We start from the raw sequence: 17,241 nt of genomic DNA on the forward strand, positions 1-17,241 counted from the left end.
CGTGGCAAAACCCAACATAGCTAAATAAAAAATTATCAGGCGGGCTGTACGCCGTTAGATCTCAACATCCCGGTTGCAATCTTTGGAATAGATATAGCTGAATGCTTCACCGCGACCCACGCCGTATCCGGCCTGCAGGGAATAAGCGCCCATAAAGATGTAATCGCCTTTTTTCACTGGGATCCACTGATTATCGAGGTTATATACTCCCTGGCCTGAAAGAATATAAGCCCCGTGTTCCTGCACGTGTGTTTCGATATAACCATGGCTGGCGCCTGGCTCAAACGACAAAATGTGCATGTTCATATCGAAGCCCAACTCTTTAGGCAGAAAATCCAATAGGATCACGTCATCCATGCCTTCGTAATGGATGCGTTCTAACTGATTAGCGTTACCGGAGACCAGCCACGGCGAATGCCCCGCTACAGGTATGTAACGACGTTTGTATAAAAACAGCTGGCTGTCTTCTGCCTGGGCATTGCTAAAGGTGAGCATCTCGCCTGGCGGGCAATACAGGTATCCACCCTGAGTTAAAGCGAACGTTTTACCTTCCGCTTTCGCCTCAATTTTACCGGAAATAACGTAAACGAACGTTTCAATACCCTCGCCGCCGAAGCCACTCTGGTTACCACCGTTCTGATGTACCGTCACCAGATAATCAACAAACGACGCGCCCAGTTTAGGCGTTGAGAGGATGGTGACGTCACAATTTTCAAAACCCGGGATGATGTTTTTAACCAGTCCATCTGGGGTTAAGAGGGCGAAGTTACCGTGTTTTATAATGGCGCGGTTAGCCAGTAAATCATCGCGGTAACCCGTGACGTTATTCAGATATCCCATTGTTGACTCCTTATTTCTGCCAGGCAAGTTGATGAAGCATTAATGCCAGAGTTTTGACCCCTTCGGCAAGGTCGTTAATATTTGTGCGTTCAGCGGGGTTGTGGCTGATACCGTTAATACTGGGAATAAAAATCATGCAGGTCGGCACACGAGGAGCGAAAATCTGTGCATCGTGGCCCGCGCCGCTGTGCATTACCCGATAGTTCAGTTGTTCTTTTTCACACAATTCGGTGAGAGTGGCGACCAGGTTGCTGTCCATCGGTACCGGCGTTTCGTCCATCCACAAATCGATATCAATGCCGATATCCATTTCATCACAGATGGCGCGCATGTCATTTTCCAGTTGCTGAGTAAAATCACGCAACACGTCGGCGTCGGTATGACGACAATCGATCGTGAAGGTCGTTTTTCCTGGCACCACGTTGACGGTGTTTGGCTGTGGTTCAACTTTGCCAAAGGTCAGGACCAGAGGATCGCCGTGCATTTTGGCTTTCTCAATGGACTGGCTGCAGATGCGGCTGAAGGCGTAAACGGTGTCGCGACGATAGCTCAGCGGCGTTGTACCCGCATGGTTGGATTCGCCGTTCAGCGTTACCGTATAGCGACGTTGCCCGACAATCGCGTTGACGACCCCTATTGACTGACCGTTACTTTCGAGCACGCACCCTTGCTCGATGTGCAATTCAACGAAGGCTTTAATGTCCGTGCGTGCGTGAAGCGGTTCTGCGGGGAGGGTAAAGCCGCAGGCGTTCATTGCGTCAACAAAACGGGTGCCTTTCGCGTCCTGGATGTTACGGACGTCATCAGGATTTGCCAGTCCAAAAATGTTTTTGCTGCCCCAGAAGACATACGGGAAACGGCTGCCTTCCTCTTCCGCCATGGAAACGATTTCGACCGTTTTCAGCGGTGCGCCATAGGTACTCTTAAGCCAGTCAATCGCGAGCCAAGCCGCCAGCGCACCAAACTGACCGTCAAGATTGCCGCCATTGACGACGGTATCAATATGCGAGCCGCTTAAAATTACCTGTTCCGGGGATTCGCTCCCGCGCAGGCGGCCGTACAAATTGCCCACTTCATCAAAGCGCGTTTCCAGGCCACTGGCATCCATACGCTTTTTAAATTGCTGTTGTGTTTCAAGCCATTCAGGCGAATACAGCAAGCGCGTCATCCCACCGGTAGGATCTGCGCCAAAGGAAGAGAGCCAGGGAAGGGTTTCTTCTATTGCGTGACGAAAATGGTTGATCATATGAAATTCCTGTTTCAATAATTATTGTGCAAAGGGATTCTTTGTTTCGTATGACTTGATATAGAGAGCATCGGAAATCAGGTATTGATAAATATCGTCAACAATGTCGATGCCATGAACTGCAGCATTGCGTTGATTAATATCTTGATCCTGTCCGGGGTAATAAACCTGTTTAAAGCCAGGTGCAGGAGTGACGGTATTTAACTCTTGCATGGTTTGACTCAGGTGCTGACGAAATAATTGGCTGGAGGAGAAAAACTCGGGATTAATCACTAAATGCAGTTGGCCTAAATTACGTCCAGCATGTAAATCTTCATACATTGAACTGACCTGACGACCAAACGGTAATCCTAATAGAATGCCGGATAACACATCGATCATCATCATCAGGCCATAGCCTTTTGGTCCGGCGGCGGGTAGCAACGCATTGACAGCAAATGGATCGGAAGTCGGCGCGCCATTTTTATCGACAGCCCAGGTATCCGGGATCGGTTCGTTACGTGAGCGGGCATCCAGAACTTTGCCCCAGGCCTGCACCGTCGTCGCCATATCAAAGGTCATGATATCGTCGTCTACCCCTGGTGCGGCGAAGGCTAAGGGATTGGTACCGTAGTAAATATCCGCGCCGCCGAACGGTACGACCATCGGGTCGGACTGGCAAACGGAGAGGCCAATCAGGCCTGCGCGAGCGGCTTGTTGTACAAAGTAAGAAATGGCTCCGCTGTGTCCCATTCGGCTAATTCCGACAACGGCGACACCATTTTTTTTAGCAATCTCAATTGCATGCTCCATACCCATCTTGGCGGCGACTTGGCCAGCGGCATTATCGGCGTGCAAAATCGCTGAGCAGGGACCGGTATCTTCAAAACGAAATGTGGGTTCGCGGTTGGTGCCGCCTTTTGAAATGCGCTCGGCATAGTATTCAACGCGTACGGCGCCATGAGAGTGAATGCCTCTGGCATCGGCATACACCAATACCTCGGCAACCGTTGCGGCGTGCTCACGTTTTAGTCCGGCCTTGCAAAGCTTATTCTCGATAAGCTGGTGGAGTGTTTCCCGACTGATTTTCATCTGTCTTCCTTTTTAACGACGGTGTGAAGCATGACTGCCGTTAACATACCGGGAATATAAATTGATTATGTGATCCAGACACACAAAAAAATATAGTTAGAATTTATTTGATAATCAGTGCTGATTTGCCATTTCTTTTTAAATAAATAATGCCGTTAGAAAATAACATGTAATCCCCTGGTGGTTATTAAAATTCTTTTGCTAATAAGTTGTATGTGATATCAGTCACTCTATTTGTGATTTTGGATATATACCTTGAATTCCACATTAACACTACTCGTGCAATTGCCATGGGTGCGATTATTAAGGGGCTGTTATGATTCACGCCTTTATTAAAAAAGGGTGTTTTCAGGACTCTGTCAGTTTAATGATTATTTCACGCAAGCTGAGTGAGTCCGAAAATGTAGACGATGTATCGGTCATGATGGGTACGCCAGCGAATAAATCATTGCTGGAAACGACCGGGTTTTGGCATGACGATTTTAATCAGGCGACGCCGAATGATATTTGCGTGGCTATTCGTACTGAAACGGCTGATGAAAGTATTACCCAGGCCATTTTGCAGCAATTGGATGAGTCGTTGCAGCAGTTGGCGCAGGCAACCGGAGGGAGCCAAACGCTTCTGCAGGTCAGACGCTGGGAAAGCGCCTGTCAGAAACTGCCTGATGCGAATATGACGTTAATTTCTGTTGCTGGCGAATACGCGGCAGAGCTGGCGAGCCAGGCGCTGGATCGTAACCTGAACGTCATGATGTTCTCCGACAACGTCACGCTGGAAGATGAAATTAATCTAAAGCGCCGCGCACAAGATAAAGGTCTGCTGGTGATGGGACCGGATTGTGGAACCGCCATGATCGCTGGTACGCCGCTGGCTTTTGCCAACGTGATGCCGGAAGGCAACATTGGTGTGATAGGCGCCTCGGGCACAGGGATCCAGGAACTCTGTTCACAGATAGCGCTGGCTGGGGAAGGCATCACTCACGCTATCGGCCTGGGCGGACGTGATTTGAGCGCTGAGGTGGGCGGAATTAGCGCACTTACCGCGCTGGAGATGCTTGGTACCGATGATAAAAGTCAGGTGCTGGCTTTTGTGTCAAAACCACCGGCAGAAGCTGTTCGTCAGCGTATCGTCACGGCGATGAAAGCCACGGGAAAACCGGTTGTGGCCTTGTTTTTAGGTTACACCTGCAGAGCGCCCCGCGATGAGAACGTCTGGTTTGCATCGACGCTGGATGATGCGGCTCGTCTCGCTTGTTTGCTGGCGCGAGTCACGGCGCGACGCAGTGCGCTTACTGCTTCGGGAGATGGCCTGATTCGGGGGCTCTATACCGGAGGTACGCTGGCTGCCGAAGCCGCGGGGCTGCTGGCCGCGCACCTGAACGTTGCTGCGGATGCACAGCATCATCACGGCATGATGCTGGATGCCGCCGGGCACCAGATTATCGACCTGGGGGATGATTTTTACACCGTTGGGCGACCGCATCCGATGATCGACCCTGCTTTGCGTAATCAACTTATTACGGACCTGGGTTCACAGCCACAGGTGCGGGTGCTGCTGGTGGATGTCGTGATTGGCTACGGCGCGACGGCGGATCCGGCCACATCACTGGTTCAGGCATGGCAAAAGGCATGTGACGCCCGAGATATCGAGCAACCGCTGTTTGCGATTGCGACGGTGACCGGTACCGAACACGATCCGCAGTGTCGTTCATTGCAAATTGCCACGCTGGAAGATGCTGGTATCGCCGTGGTGAGTTCACTGCCTGAGGCAACGCTGCTTGCCGCCGAACTGATTCGACCATCTCAACCGTTATCTCATCAATCTGCACCTTCGCTACTGGAAAAAGTAGCGGTCATTAATGCCGGGTTACGCAGTTTTGCACTGGATTTACAGGCGGCAGAAAAGCCTGTGGTGCATTACCAGTGGGCGCCTGTCGCTGGCGGTAATAAAAAACTGGCTCGTTTATTAGAACGTTTGCAATAAGGGGTTCCAATGTTTACATCAGTGGCGCAAGCCAATGCTGCAGTAATCGAACAAATTCGTCGTGCGCGTCCGCACTGGCTGGATGTGCAACCTGCGTCCTCGTTAATCAGCGAACTCAATGAAGGAAAAACGCTGCTTCATGCGGGACCGCCAATGCGCTGGCAAGAGATGACCGGCCCGATGAAAGGGGCATGCATCGGTGCATGCCTGTTTGAAGGGTGGGCTGATAATGAAATGAGCGCACTGGCATTACTTGAGCAGGGAAAAGTCAATTTTGTACCTTGCCATCATGTTAATGCCGTGGGGCCTATGGGGGGGATCACCTCTGCCAGCATGCCGATGCTGGTGGTGGAAAACATCACTGAAGGGAACCGGGCTTACTGCAATCTCAACGAAGGCATTGGCAAAGTGATGCGCTTTGGTGCCTACGGTGAGGATGTCCAGCAGCGTTTACGTTGGATGCGTGACGTTCTGATGCCGGTATTGAGCGCAGCGCTGGACTCTTTGGAGCAGGGTATTGATCTGACCGCCATGATGGCGCAGGGCATAACGATGGGCGATGAGTTCCATCAACGCAACATTGCCTCTTCAGCCCTGCTGATGCGTACGCTGGCACCGCAAATTGCGCGTCTGGAGCATGATAAACAGCAGATTGCTGAGGTGATGGATTTTCTCAGCGTAACCGACCAGTTTTTCCTCAACCTGGCGATGGCTTACTGCAAAGCGGCAATGGATGCCGGAGCACAGGTGCGTTCTGGCAGTATTGTGACGGCAATGACCCGTAATGGCGACATGTTCGGTATTCGCGTGAGCGGACTTGGCGATCGCTGGTTTACCGCGCCTGTTAACACACCGCAGGGGCTGTTCTTTACCGGTTTTTCACAGGAACAGGCTAACCCGGATATGGGCGATAGCGCTATCACCGAAACCTTTGGTATCGGCGGCGCGGCGATGATCGCCGCACCTGGCGTGACGCGTTTTGTCGGTGCCGGAGGAATGGAAGCCGCGAAATCCGTATCCGAAGAGATGGCGGAAATCTATCTGGAGCGCAATATGCAACTGCAGATCCCCAGCTGGGATTTCCAGGGGGCCTGTCTGGGGCTCGATATCCGCCGCGTGGTCGAAACGGGGATTACGCCGCTTATTAATACCGGTATCGCCCATAAAGAGGCCGGTATTGGCCAGATTGGCGCGGGTACGGTCCGTGCGCCGCTGGCCTGTTTTGAGCTGGCTCTGGAAGCGCTGGCAGAAAGTATGGGCATTAGCTGACAGAGGTGCGCATGATGATCATTCATCCTCTGATGGGCAGCCAGCAGTCTCCGGATTTTCGCCAGTCCTGGCAATTGTCTGGCGTCTGGCGACGCTCAATTAACCTTGTCGCCGAAGGGGGCGCGCTGTTAACGCTACACCGCCAGGGAAGCGGCTTTAGCCCAGGGGGATGGGTGATCCGTGCACAGGATTTTGATGCGCTACGTGCGGCGTTAAGCGGTAGTGAAGCCCCCCTGGCTGTCCCTGGGGGGATTGCTTTGGGACCGTATCTGCTATGCCAACCGCAGCGCCTTTGTTCATTGCAAATAACCTATCGCCCACGTGCCCCGCGCCTTGCATCTGCGTGGATGGATCGCGGTGAGGAAACGGGATTGTTCGGACCGCTAATGCTGGCGGCAAACCTGCCTTTGTGCCCTGAACTACGCCAGTTTCGCCACTGCTTCTTCTCAGCGCTTGCCGGCTTGTCGACAGACTGGCGGCAGTGGTTAGGCAAGGGACCAGGTTTAACGCCCAGCCATGATGACACGTTGACCGGCATGCTGTTGGCTGCCTGGTATTTTGGCGCGTTGAATAAGGAGTCCGGCCTCCGTTTTTTTGATTATTCCGGCAACCTTGAACAGACAACGACCGTGGTTAGCGTGAGCTACTTGCGCTACGCGGCATTAGGGTACTTCGCTTCACCTTTACTCCACTTCACCCATGCCCTGCGTCGCCAGGAAAGGCTGGATGCGGCGATAAATTCGCTGCTGGCGCTTGGGCATACCTCCGGCGCAGACACCCTGTTGGGGTTCTGGATTGGACAACAAATCATAGAAGGATAGGGAATGAAAACGCTGGTTGTTGCTCTCGGTGGCAACGCATTATTGCAGCGCGGCGAGGCGCTGACGGCAGAAAACCAATATCGTAATATCGCCAGCGCCGTGCCCGCTCTGGCGCGTCTGGCGCGCTCGTACCGCCTGGCTATCGTACATGGCAACGGACCGCAGGTTGGCTTGCTATCGTTACAGAATCTTGCCTGGAAGGAGGTCGAGCCTTATCCATTAGATGTGCTGGTGGCTGAGACTCAGGGCATGATTGGTTATATGTTGGCCCAGAGTTTAACCGCTGAACCACAGATGCCACCGGTGACCACGGTGTTAACCCGGATTGTGGTGTCTGAGGACGATCCTGCGTTTATGGCACCGGAAAAATTTATCGGCCCGGTCTATTCGCCCGAAGAACAAACGCAACTGGAAGCGACCTACGGTTGGCATATGAAGCGTGACGGCAAATATCTGCGGCGTGTTGTCGCTTCGCCAGAACCTCGCCAGATCGTTGAAAGCGATGCCATTAAGCTCTTACTCAAAGAAGGGCATGTGGTGATTTGCAGCGGCGGCGGCGGTGTACCCGTCACGGGTGAAGGATTAGGATCTGAAGCGGTTATTGATAAGGACCTGGCGGCTGCGCTGCTGGCCGAACAGATTGATGCCGACGGTTTGGTTATTCTTACCGATGCCGATGCGGTCTATGAAAACTGGGGGACGCCGGACCAGCGCGCGATTCGTCAGGCCTCTCCTGATGAGCTAGCGCCTTTTGCTAAAGCTGATGGTTCGATGGGACCAAAGGTAACTGCCGTCAGCGGATATGTGAAGCGACGTGGAAAACCGGCATGGATTGGCGCGCTGTCACGTATTGAAGATACGCTGGCGGGCAAAGCCGGAACCTGTATCCGTCTGTAAAAAAAACGGGGCGTGTATCAGCACGCCCCGTATCTACTTATTTCAATTTTGACTGCACCCAGATAATACCGCTGGCATATTCCGGCGGCAGCAGGGGGATAAGCGCTTCCAGCGTTGCGCTAAGGCGTGCGGTATCGCTGTCGCTCAGGTTCAGGTGGCCCACCTTGCGGCCTTCACGCACTTCTTTGTCATACCAGTGCAGGTGCACCAGCGGCAGCTTCAGCCAGTCGTAGTTCAGGTCACTACCAATCAGGTTTACCATCACCGAAGGATTGTTCACCACCGGCGTCGGTAACGGCAGACCGGTAATGGCGCGCAGGTGCAGCTCAAACTGGCTGATGCTGGCGCCGTTTTGCGTCCAGTGCCCGCTGTTGTGCACGCGCGGAGCCAGTTCGTTAATCAGTAGTCCTTCCGGGGTGATGAAACACTCCATCGCCATAACCCCGACATAGCCCAGCTCCTGCATGATGGCAGAGAGCATCGCTTCGGCCTGTTCCTGCTGTCTGGCGTTAGCCTGCGGGAAGACCACGCTGGTGCGCAGAATACCGTCCTGGTGCAGGTTATGGGTCAGCGGGTAGAACACGGTGCTGCCGTCGTGCGCACGAGCGCCAACCAGCGAGACTTCACCGGAGAAATTGATTCCCTGCTCAACGATGCACTCACCGTAGCAGTCGTCCGGCAGTTGTGCGGTCTCATTGGCGTGTAAACGCCACTGTCCACGGCCATCGTAGCCGCCGACGCGGCGTTTCACGATCGCCAACTCGCCCAGTTTGTCGAATACCGCAGACCATTCGCTTTTATCTGCCAGTAATTGCCACGGCGCAGTCGCCAGTCCGAGCTTGTCAAAAAGCTGCTTTTGCGTCAGGCGGTCGGCAATAATCGGGAAAACATCGCGGTTAACAAACGCCGGATGGCGCGCCAGTTCGCGGGTGAGCGACGTTTCCGGCCAACGCTCAATCTCAGCGGTGATCACGCTTTGCTGAAAAGGGACCGCCGCCGGTTCAGCGTCCAACCCGACGGGCCAGACCGCAATCCCCAGCGGTTCGCCGGCCTGGCGCAGCATGCGTCCTAGCTGACCGTTACCGAGTACGCAGACCTGCTTCATGCGTCACCTCGCGGGTCAGGGTTCTCCAGTACCTCATCAGTTTGCGCTTTGCGCCAGTCGTTCAGACGCTGGCGTAATGCTGTGTCGTGTGTTGCCAGAATTTGTGCTGCCAGCAGGGCGGCATTGGCTGCCCCCGCTTTGCCGATCGCCAGCGTACCGACCGGAATACCGCGCGGCATTTGGACAATAGAGTAGAGGCTATCTACGCCACTTAGCGCCGCGCTTTGCACCGGGACGCCTAAAACAGGCACCAGCGTTTTCGCCGCAATCATACCAGGCAAATGTGCTGCGCCACCGGCACCAGCAATAATCACCTGATAGCCGTTCTCTTCAGCGCTTTCGGCGAAGCTGAACAGCTTATCTGGGGTGCGGTGGGCGGAGACGACTTCAACATGATGCGGAACGTTCAGGATTTCGAAGATTTCGGCGGCGAACTGCATGGTAGCCCAGTCGCTTTTGGACCCCATCACGATGGCGACACGCGCCGGATTATTGCGGGAAGACATGCGTCTGAAAACTCCTGTGGTGCACTACACTCGACTTTTGAGGCCACAGAGAATAGCATGTTTTAGCGTCAAGGAAAACGATTGCGCAGGAGAGAGGAACGCGTAGTTACCCCTCTTTATTTAGACATAACGCAAAGGGTGATTGCAGGTTTGCGATTAACCACGCATTGCCTGACGGACTCAGGTACATTTGTCTACTTGTTTCTTTTTGAGCATAAAAGAAGCTATTTCTAAATAACTCATCGTTTGCGGTATCGCGCGCGTTCTTCATATACTCCACATTATAGATTGAAATCTCGTTTGGGGAGGCTCTTTCATAATCAAAGGCGGCCATTCGCGAGAGGGTTTGTACAGTGTTACCCGTTTTGATATTTCCTGATAATATTACCCTTCCACAGCGATCCTTACCCAGACGAAAGTTCATTTCAATAGTAGAGATTATATGGGAACTAGATGATCGTAACGTATAATTGTCGCAAAGTTAATGTCTAAACCGGGTGTCTGGTACCGATTGCATATAAATCTGTAAGATGAGAATGCTAATGGCAATAATAGCATAAAGGGGGGCGGTCATTTTGTTTATATATGACTTACATGATCGCCCCAGAAACATTTTTTCTTCTCTGTAAGTGAAGTTGAATTTTTCTGAATGGTGTGGACTGGACTCGTTTCATAGTTAAGTAAAATATGTCGGGGTATTTTTTATGTCTGCGGTTCGGTTTTCGGGATGCCAGTATCTCTCTGTTAACATTATAATGCTCATTATTACAATAACTAACGATAGTATTGTGTATCTGAATTGCTGATGTGATGTTTATTGAGCCATCCTCAATACGATATTTTATCCTCTTATCAATCAAATAAACCATTCCCGCTTCTCCGTGCCTCATGGCGACATAATGGCTTAAACCACCTGCATTCCTCGTGCTGCTTTCATATCAGTATTGATGTCGGCATGATTGCACACTTAGATAGCCCTAACATTTAAGTGGTTTTATTGTTTGTATTTTAACTGCATTTAAGTTTATTCGTCTGTAAATAACAAAAACATCAATACAAGTATCTAGTTACGGCATTGGGTTGTTAGGATTAGTTGTATGTATAAGTGAGTAAGGACTGAACGGTTTTAGCTGAGGGTACGTCTCTAACGTTCACACTTCTCGCTACGCCTGAATTAATGCGTATAAGGAGCGACACCATGACAATCACCAGACTACTCTGGAGAATAGCTCAGGTTTTTGATGGCCTCTTACAGAGCGTTTTTCTCATGATGACTGAAAAAGAGAAGCAGATTGCTCTTACAGTTGCACAGCATCCTAATATATCAGTAGCGGCAATGTTTCTTAATGCGAATAACAAGGCGATTTATTCACGAGTGGGTGCGAGCGCCCGCAAACTCAATCTGCAACATGTTACTGAAGTCAGACAGTTTATCGGAATTGAAATGGCTTAACTTATAATGTGTAAACAATGGTCGAATGTATCACGGCCATGCTGAGCAATTTTTAGATAAACGACGCAATTACATCCTTTCTGTCAAGGAGGGGGTGCTGCATTCTTTTTATACAGGTATTTTAATTTATGCGAAAATTTTTTCGACGTTTTGTTTGGATTAATATAATAATCCAGTTCTTATTTCCCGTGACGGTTGCGTTTACGCCAGCGATTGCTGGTGCGGGAAGCGAACGGCGATTTCTCAATACACCATCGGCAAATGCTACAGTAGATATTCCAACCCAAGTGTATATTCTCCAGCCCGGTGAAAGTGTGGATTCCGTTGCGGCGAAATTCAACATGAGTACGGATGCGCTGAAAAAACTCAATCAATTACGCACCTTTTCGCGCGGTTTTAATACCTTGCAGGCGGGTGATGAACTGGATGTGCCGTTAACCCCGTTTCCTGAGATAGCCTGGGGTGAAAACGACCAACTCCCTTCAGTTGACAATGAACGCGAGAAAAATATTGCCGGAATTGCGTCCCGCGCCGGGAGCTTTTTGGCTAACAACCCCGATACGGATGCGGCCGTTACCCTGGGCAAAAGCATGGCAACCACCGCGGCCAGTAGTGAGGTGCAAGAGTTCCTGAACCGCTTCGGAACCGCCCGCGTACAGCTGGAGACTGACAAAAAACTGTCGCTGAAAAATTCTCAGCTTGACCTGTTGGTTCCGCTTTACGATCGGGGGGATAGGGTGGTATTTACCCAGGGAAGTCTCCATCGTACGGATGACCGCAACCAGTCGAATCTGGGGGTGGGGATTCGTCACTTCACCTCTGATTATATGCTGGGCGCTAATACGTTTGGCGACTATGACCTCTCCCGCGAACATGCCCGTGCCGGTATTGGTGCGGAATATTGGCGTGACTTTGTTAAATTAAGTGCGAATGGTTATTTCAGGCTCACCGGCTGGAAGGATTCCCCGGATGTCAGAGATTATGATGAACGCCCGGCGAATGGCTGGGATGTTCGGACACAAGGCTGGTTACCGTTTGCTCCGCAACTGGGTGGAAAGCTGACCTGGGAGCAGTACTATGGCAAAGAAGTTGCACTATTCGGAAAGAATAATCGCCAACGTAACCCGTTTGCGGTCACGGCCGGCCTTGAATACACGCCGATTCCGCTACTGAGTTTAAACGCTGAGCAGCGTCAGGGGGCGTCGGGCAAAAATGATACCCGGATGGGGATCGGTTTTAATTATCAACTGGGTATGCCGTGGCATCAGCAGATTGATCCGTCATCAGTGGCGGCAATGCGTAGTCTGGCTGGCAGCCGATACGATCTGGTTGATCGTAACAACAATATTGTTCTTGAGTATCGTCAGCAGGAAGTGCTGCGTATCAGTTTGCCGGATGTCACAGAGGCCCGCTCTTCAGAGCTGATCCGTATTCCTGTTACCTTGCACCAGGATAAATATGGGCTGAAAGAGACGCAATGGACGTCATCGCCAGGATTCGTAGAGCAGGGAGGGACCCTACAGAAACGTTCAGAGAGAGAAATTGACGTTCGTGTCCCTGCTTATACCCAGAGTGTTCGTGGTGGAGCTGTGCAGGAATACACGCTGACTGCGGTCAGTTTTGATAATAAAGGTAATCGTTCGAATACAGCCAGCACAATTATCCGTGTTAGCCCCTCTCACCACGAGATGGGGGAACTTGTCGTCACACCAAAGATCCCCGTGGTCGCCGATAACAGCCAGTTTGTTTCATTGACGGCCGCCGTAAACGATGAGTCTGGTTTCGCTGTGCCTGGGCAACAGCTGACTTTCAGCGTCTCGGGACTGATGGATGAGAATAACAACCCCGCAGCCACGCTTTATACCGATACGCAATCAAACAGCAAAACGCTCTCTGTTACCACGGATGCGAATGGTAAGGGAACGGTCATGCTGCGCAGTAAAGTGGCAAAAACGGGTTCCGTGACGGTCACAACGGATGACGGGAGTACCAGAGAAGCACAGGTAGTATTTGTCGCTGATGCTAATACTGCAACGCTCAGTGGTCTGAACGTGACCAAAAATCATGCTCATGCGGATGGTTTAAGTTCGAACGAAATTGAAGCTGTTGTTCTGGATGCGCAGGGTAATCCGTTGGCGAATTTTACCGTTGAAGCGGATGCAGATAATGATGGTGTGGTCGATACATCATTGTTAACCGATGCAAAGGGTAAAACGACGCTGAAGATCACCAATGAGCGTGCCGGAGAAACGAATGTTGTCGTTCGCTCAGGATCGGCAACGCGAGCCACGTTGTCGACTACGGTAAACTTTGTCGTAGACAAATCAGCCGCGCATATTGCTGAAGGTGATCTGAAGGTTACGGCGGGTGCCAAAGCCAACGGAATGGACAGCAATGCGGTAACGATAAAAGTGACGGATACCCGGGGAAATATTGCTGAGGGGGTGATCGTGGATGTTAGCGCCGTTGGCGAAACGGCGGAAGCGACGGTTACGGCAGACACGTTTGTAAGTAATGATGAGGGTCTGGTGAATGCGATTATCAGAACTCAGACTGCCGGAGAGTATAAGGTCAACGCATCTATACGTGAATCCGGAAGTTCAACCGACACGACAACGCACTTTATCGCCGACCAGGACTCCGCCAGCATCACCGACAGCAATCTGAGCGTCGCCTCCGGAGCGAAGGCGGACGGGCAGGCAGGCAACGCCGTTGTGGCGCTGGTGACGGATGCGCAGGGCAATCCGGTGGCAAAGGCTGAGGTGACGTTCACGGCCGATAACACCGGGGCCACGTTTGCGCCTGCGGTGGTGACCACGGGCGATGACGGCAGGGCCAGCACCACGCTGACCAGCACCGTGGCCGGAAAAATTATCGTGACGGCAACGGTAGGCAGCAATGCCACCAGTAAGGAGACGGCATTTATCGCCGACCAGGACTCCGCCAGCATCACCGACAGCAATCTGAGCGTCGCCTCCGGAGCGAAGGCGGACGGGCAGGCAGGCAACGCCGTTGTGGCGCTGGTGACGGATGCGCAGGGCAATCCGGTGGCAAAGGCTGAGGTGACGTTCACGGCAGATAACACCGGGGCCACGTTTGCGCCTGCGGTGGTGACCACGGGCGATGACGGCAGGGCCAGCACCACGCTGACCAGCACCGTGGCCGGAAAAATTATCGTGACGGCAACGGTAGGCAATAATGCCACCAGTAAGGAGACGGCATTTATCGCCGACCAGGACTCCGCCAGCATCACCGACAGCAACCTGAGCGTCGCCTCCGGAGCGAAGGCAGACGGGCAGGCAGGCAACGCCGTTGTGGCGCTGGTGACGGATGCGCAGGGCAATCCGGTGGCAAAGGCAGAGGTGACGTTCACGGCCGATAACACCGGGGCCACGTTTGCGCCTGCGGTAGTGACCACGGGCGATGACGGCAGGGCCAGCACCACGCTGACCAGCACCGTGGCCGGGAAAATTATCGTGACGGCAACGGTAGGCAATAATGCCACCAGTAAGGAGACGGCATTTATCGCTGACCAGGACTCCGCCAGCATCACCGACAGCAATCTGAGCGTCGCCTCCGGAGCGAAGGCAGACGGGCAGGCAGGCAACGCCGTTGTGGCGCTGGTGACGGATGCGCAGGGCAATCCGGTGGCAAAGGCAGAGGTGACGTTCACGGCAGATAACACCGGGGCCACGTTTGCGCCTGCGGTGGTGACCACGGGCGATGACGGCAGGGCCAGCACCACGCTGACCAGCACCGTGGCCGGAAAAATTATCGTGACGGCAACGGTAGGCAATAATGCCACCAGTAAGGAGACGGCATTTATCGCCGACCAGGACTCCGCCAGCATCACCGACAGCAACCTGAGCGTCGCCTCCGGAGCGAAGGCAGACGGGCAGGCAGGCAACGCCGTTGTGGCGCTGGTGACGGATGCGCAGGGCAATCCGGTGGCAAAGGCAGAGGTGACGTTCACGGCCGATAACACCGGGGCCACGTTTGCGCCTGCGGTAGTGACCACGGGCGATGACGGCAGGGCCAGCACCACGCTGACCAGCACCGTGGCCGGGAAAATTATCGTGACGGCAACGGTAGGCAATAATGCCACCAGTAAGGAGACGGCATTTATCGCTGACCAGGACTCCGCCAGCATCACCGACAGCAATCTGAGCGTCGCCTCCGGAGCGAAGGCAGACGGGCAGGCAGGCAACGCCGTTGTGGCGCTGGTGACGGATGCGCAGGGCAATCCGGTGGCAAAGGCAGAGGTGACGTTCACGGCAGATAACACCGGGGCCACGTTTGCGCCTGCGGTGGTGACCACGGGCGATGACGGCAGGGCCAGCACCACGCTGACCAGCACCGTGGCCGGGAAAATTATCGTGACGGCAACGGTAGGCAGCAATGCCACCAGTAAGGAGACGGCATTTATCGCCGACCAGGACTCCGCCAATATCACCGACAGCAATCTGAGCGTCGCCTCCGGAGCGAAGGCAGACGGGCAGGCAGGCAACGCCGTTGTGGCGCTGGTGACGGATGCACAGGGCAATCCGGTGGCAAAGGCTGAGGTGACGTTCACGGCAGATAACACCGGGGCCACGTTTGCGCCTGCGGTGGTGACCACGGGCGATGACGGCAGGGCCAGCACCACGCTGACCAGCACCGTGGCCGGGAAAATTATCGTGACGGCAACGGTAGGCAATAATGCTACCAGTAAGGAGACGGCATTTGTTGTTGGAGAGGCGGCATTCTCGAGGTCAGAAGTGGCTGTGGATAAGGATACCTATACCTCTGGTGATGATATGGTTGTGACCGTAACACTTAATGATGAGCATGGAAATGCTGTTATTAATCAAGCCGATGAGCTGAACACGAGTACCGTTGATGTTTACAATGCAACCATAAAAGAGGGAAGTAGCTGGCAGGACGAAGGGCGTGGGAAATATATCGCGACGTTCACCGCCGTGAAGGCGACGAACAGTGCTACCGCAAAGCTACAGCTTAGCGACTGGGACACTGGTGTAACGTCGCGCCCTTATAGCATCGTTGCCGGAGAACCTGTTGCCTCAACGTCAACATTTACCCGCAACGCTAATGGTTATTTGGTGAATCAAGAGATGATATTCACCCTAACTCTACGAGATGGAAATCGAAATGTGGTCAGGATGGAACCTGAGAGTGTTTTAAGTGATGCAACATTTAAAACGCCTGGTTCTGGTACCGTTATAAATAAACTGGAGATGAATAGTAATGGTTCTTACTCATTCACGATAAAGGCGAGCGCTAAAGGTGAAGACCTACAGGCATCATTTAGACTCAATGACTGGGCATCAGATATTGTTACAACAAATTATGATGTTATGCCTATTTTTAGTAATGTGAGGGGACTCCATAGTACAAATACAGGCCGTGGACTGAATGGGCCCAACGAAGGTTTCTTCGGTGCTCAGTTTGTCCTGGACTTACGGGGGGGCGGCGATCGTACGGATTATAACTGGCGTACCAATGCGGATTGGGCAACGGTTGATGAGAGCGGCGTGGTGATGCTAAAAACGACGATAGCGAGCCATCAGGCCAGGGAGGTCACAGTGACGGCCACACCTAAGAATGGAAAAACGTTTGGCATTCTTCGCCATACCTTCAAACTTGATAGATGGATTTCGGTTTATAATAATGAGGTAACCTATCCCAATGCCCTGGAATCATGTGCTTCGCTGGACATGAGACTGCCGGCAAATATGTCAGACGGTTTTAGTTCTTTCTGGGGCGATAAGGTTAAATATGAGCAATCTGTAATACCGTCTGATCTTCATGATAGTGGTGTACATTTTTGGATGGAACCCACTAACCCTTCATCTGGCACTTATCCCTATAACTGGTTTCGTTATCCGAGTGTTAATGGAATCAGTAGCGGGACTAGCGCTAAATATGGCACATCGCGTTACCTGTGCATTGAGGATTTCTAAATATACAGGGACTGACGACGTAATCATCACACCTCCCTACGTTATGTGGGGAGGTGTAGTCATTTCTGTTTGGCCAAACGGCTAAAGTC

At 52.6% G+C, this 17,241-nt stretch carries 11 protein-coding genes; 6 read left to right on the plus strand and 5 right to left on the minus strand.

Going from position 1 to position 17,241, the window contains the following annotated elements; genetic code table 11:
* Nucleotides 1–54: 54 nt before the first annotated feature.
* From allE to allD, 3 genes are read right to left on the minus strand one after another with little or no spacing between them, the layout of a single operon-like run.
* Complete coding sequence (gene allE, locus E1B03_RS07335) at nucleotides 55–840, minus strand: (S)-ureidoglycine aminohydrolase (protein WP_133085938.1); 786 nt, start codon at nucleotides 838–840, stop codon at nucleotides 55–57.
* Nucleotides 841–850: 10 nt separating this feature from the next.
* Complete coding sequence (gene allC / locus E1B03_RS07340; protein ID WP_133085939.1) at nucleotides 851–2,086, minus strand: allantoate deiminase; 1,236 nt, start codon at nucleotides 2,084–2,086, stop codon at nucleotides 851–853.
* Between the two features lie 21 nt (nucleotides 2,087–2,107).
* Nucleotides 2,108–3,157, minus strand: a complete 1,050-nt coding sequence (allD, locus tag E1B03_RS07345; protein ID WP_103772041.1) for an ureidoglycolate dehydrogenase — start codon at nucleotides 3,155–3,157, stop codon at nucleotides 2,108–2,110.
* Nucleotides 3,158–3,473: 316 nt separating this feature from the next.
* Between allD and E1B03_RS07350 the strand changes: the two genes are divergently transcribed.
* From E1B03_RS07350 to E1B03_RS07365, 4 genes are read left to right on the plus strand one after another with little or no spacing between them, the layout of a single operon-like run.
* Complete coding sequence (locus E1B03_RS07350; protein ID WP_133085940.1) at nucleotides 3,474–5,141, plus strand: acyl-CoA synthetase FdrA; 1,668 nt, start codon at nucleotides 3,474–3,476, stop codon at nucleotides 5,139–5,141.
* 9 nt (nucleotides 5,142–5,150) lie between these two features.
* Nucleotides 5,151–6,410: a YlbE family protein gene (locus E1B03_RS07355; RefSeq protein ID WP_133085941.1), complete on the plus strand. Its 1,260-nt coding sequence runs from the start codon at nucleotides 5,151–5,153 to the stop codon at nucleotides 6,408–6,410.
* An 11-nt stretch (nucleotides 6,411–6,421) separates the two neighbouring features.
* Entirely contained in the window at nucleotides 6,422–7,231 is an 810-nt protein-coding gene (locus E1B03_RS07360; RefSeq protein WP_133085942.1) for an oxamate carbamoyltransferase subunit AllH family protein, read from the plus strand.
* 3 nt (nucleotides 7,232–7,234) lie between these two features.
* Nucleotides 7,235–8,128, plus strand: a complete 894-nt coding sequence (locus E1B03_RS07365) for a carbamate kinase (RefSeq protein WP_103772037.1) — start codon at nucleotides 7,235–7,237, stop codon at nucleotides 8,126–8,128.
* 37 nt (nucleotides 8,129–8,165) lie between these two features.
* Here E1B03_RS07365 and purK read toward each other — a convergent pair whose 3' ends face one another.
* On the minus strand, nucleotides 8,166–9,233 hold the full coding sequence (gene purK, locus E1B03_RS07370; protein ID WP_103772036.1) for a 5-(carboxyamino)imidazole ribonucleotide synthase: 1,068 nt from the start codon (nucleotides 9,231–9,233) through the stop codon (nucleotides 8,166–8,168).
* Nucleotides 9,230–9,739, minus strand: a complete 510-nt coding sequence (gene purE, locus E1B03_RS07375; protein ID WP_103772035.1) for a 5-(carboxyamino)imidazole ribonucleotide mutase — start codon at nucleotides 9,737–9,739, stop codon at nucleotides 9,230–9,232. The genes purK and purE overlap by 4 nt, the downstream gene beginning before the upstream one ends.
* A gap of 1,198 nt (nucleotides 9,740–10,937) precedes the next feature.
* Between purE and E1B03_RS07380 the strand changes: the two genes are divergently transcribed.
* A complete protein-coding gene (locus tag E1B03_RS07380) occupies nucleotides 10,938–11,192 on the plus strand; it encodes a hypothetical protein (protein WP_103772033.1) in 255 nt (84 codons plus the stop codon).
* 314 nt (nucleotides 11,193–11,506) lie between these two features.
* The gene (locus tag E1B03_RS07385) at nucleotides 11,507–17,152 is read left to right on the plus strand and encodes an Ig-like domain-containing protein (RefSeq protein ID WP_165955298.1); all 5,646 of its coding nucleotides are present in this window, start codon (nucleotides 11,507–11,509) and stop codon (nucleotides 17,150–17,152) included.
* The last annotated feature ends 89 nt before the right edge of the window (nucleotides 17,153–17,241 follow it).

This window comes from Citrobacter arsenatis (assembly GCF_004353845.1).
In the GTDB taxonomy this organism is placed as follows: domain Bacteria; phylum Pseudomonadota; class Gammaproteobacteria; order Enterobacterales; family Enterobacteriaceae; genus Citrobacter; species Citrobacter arsenatis.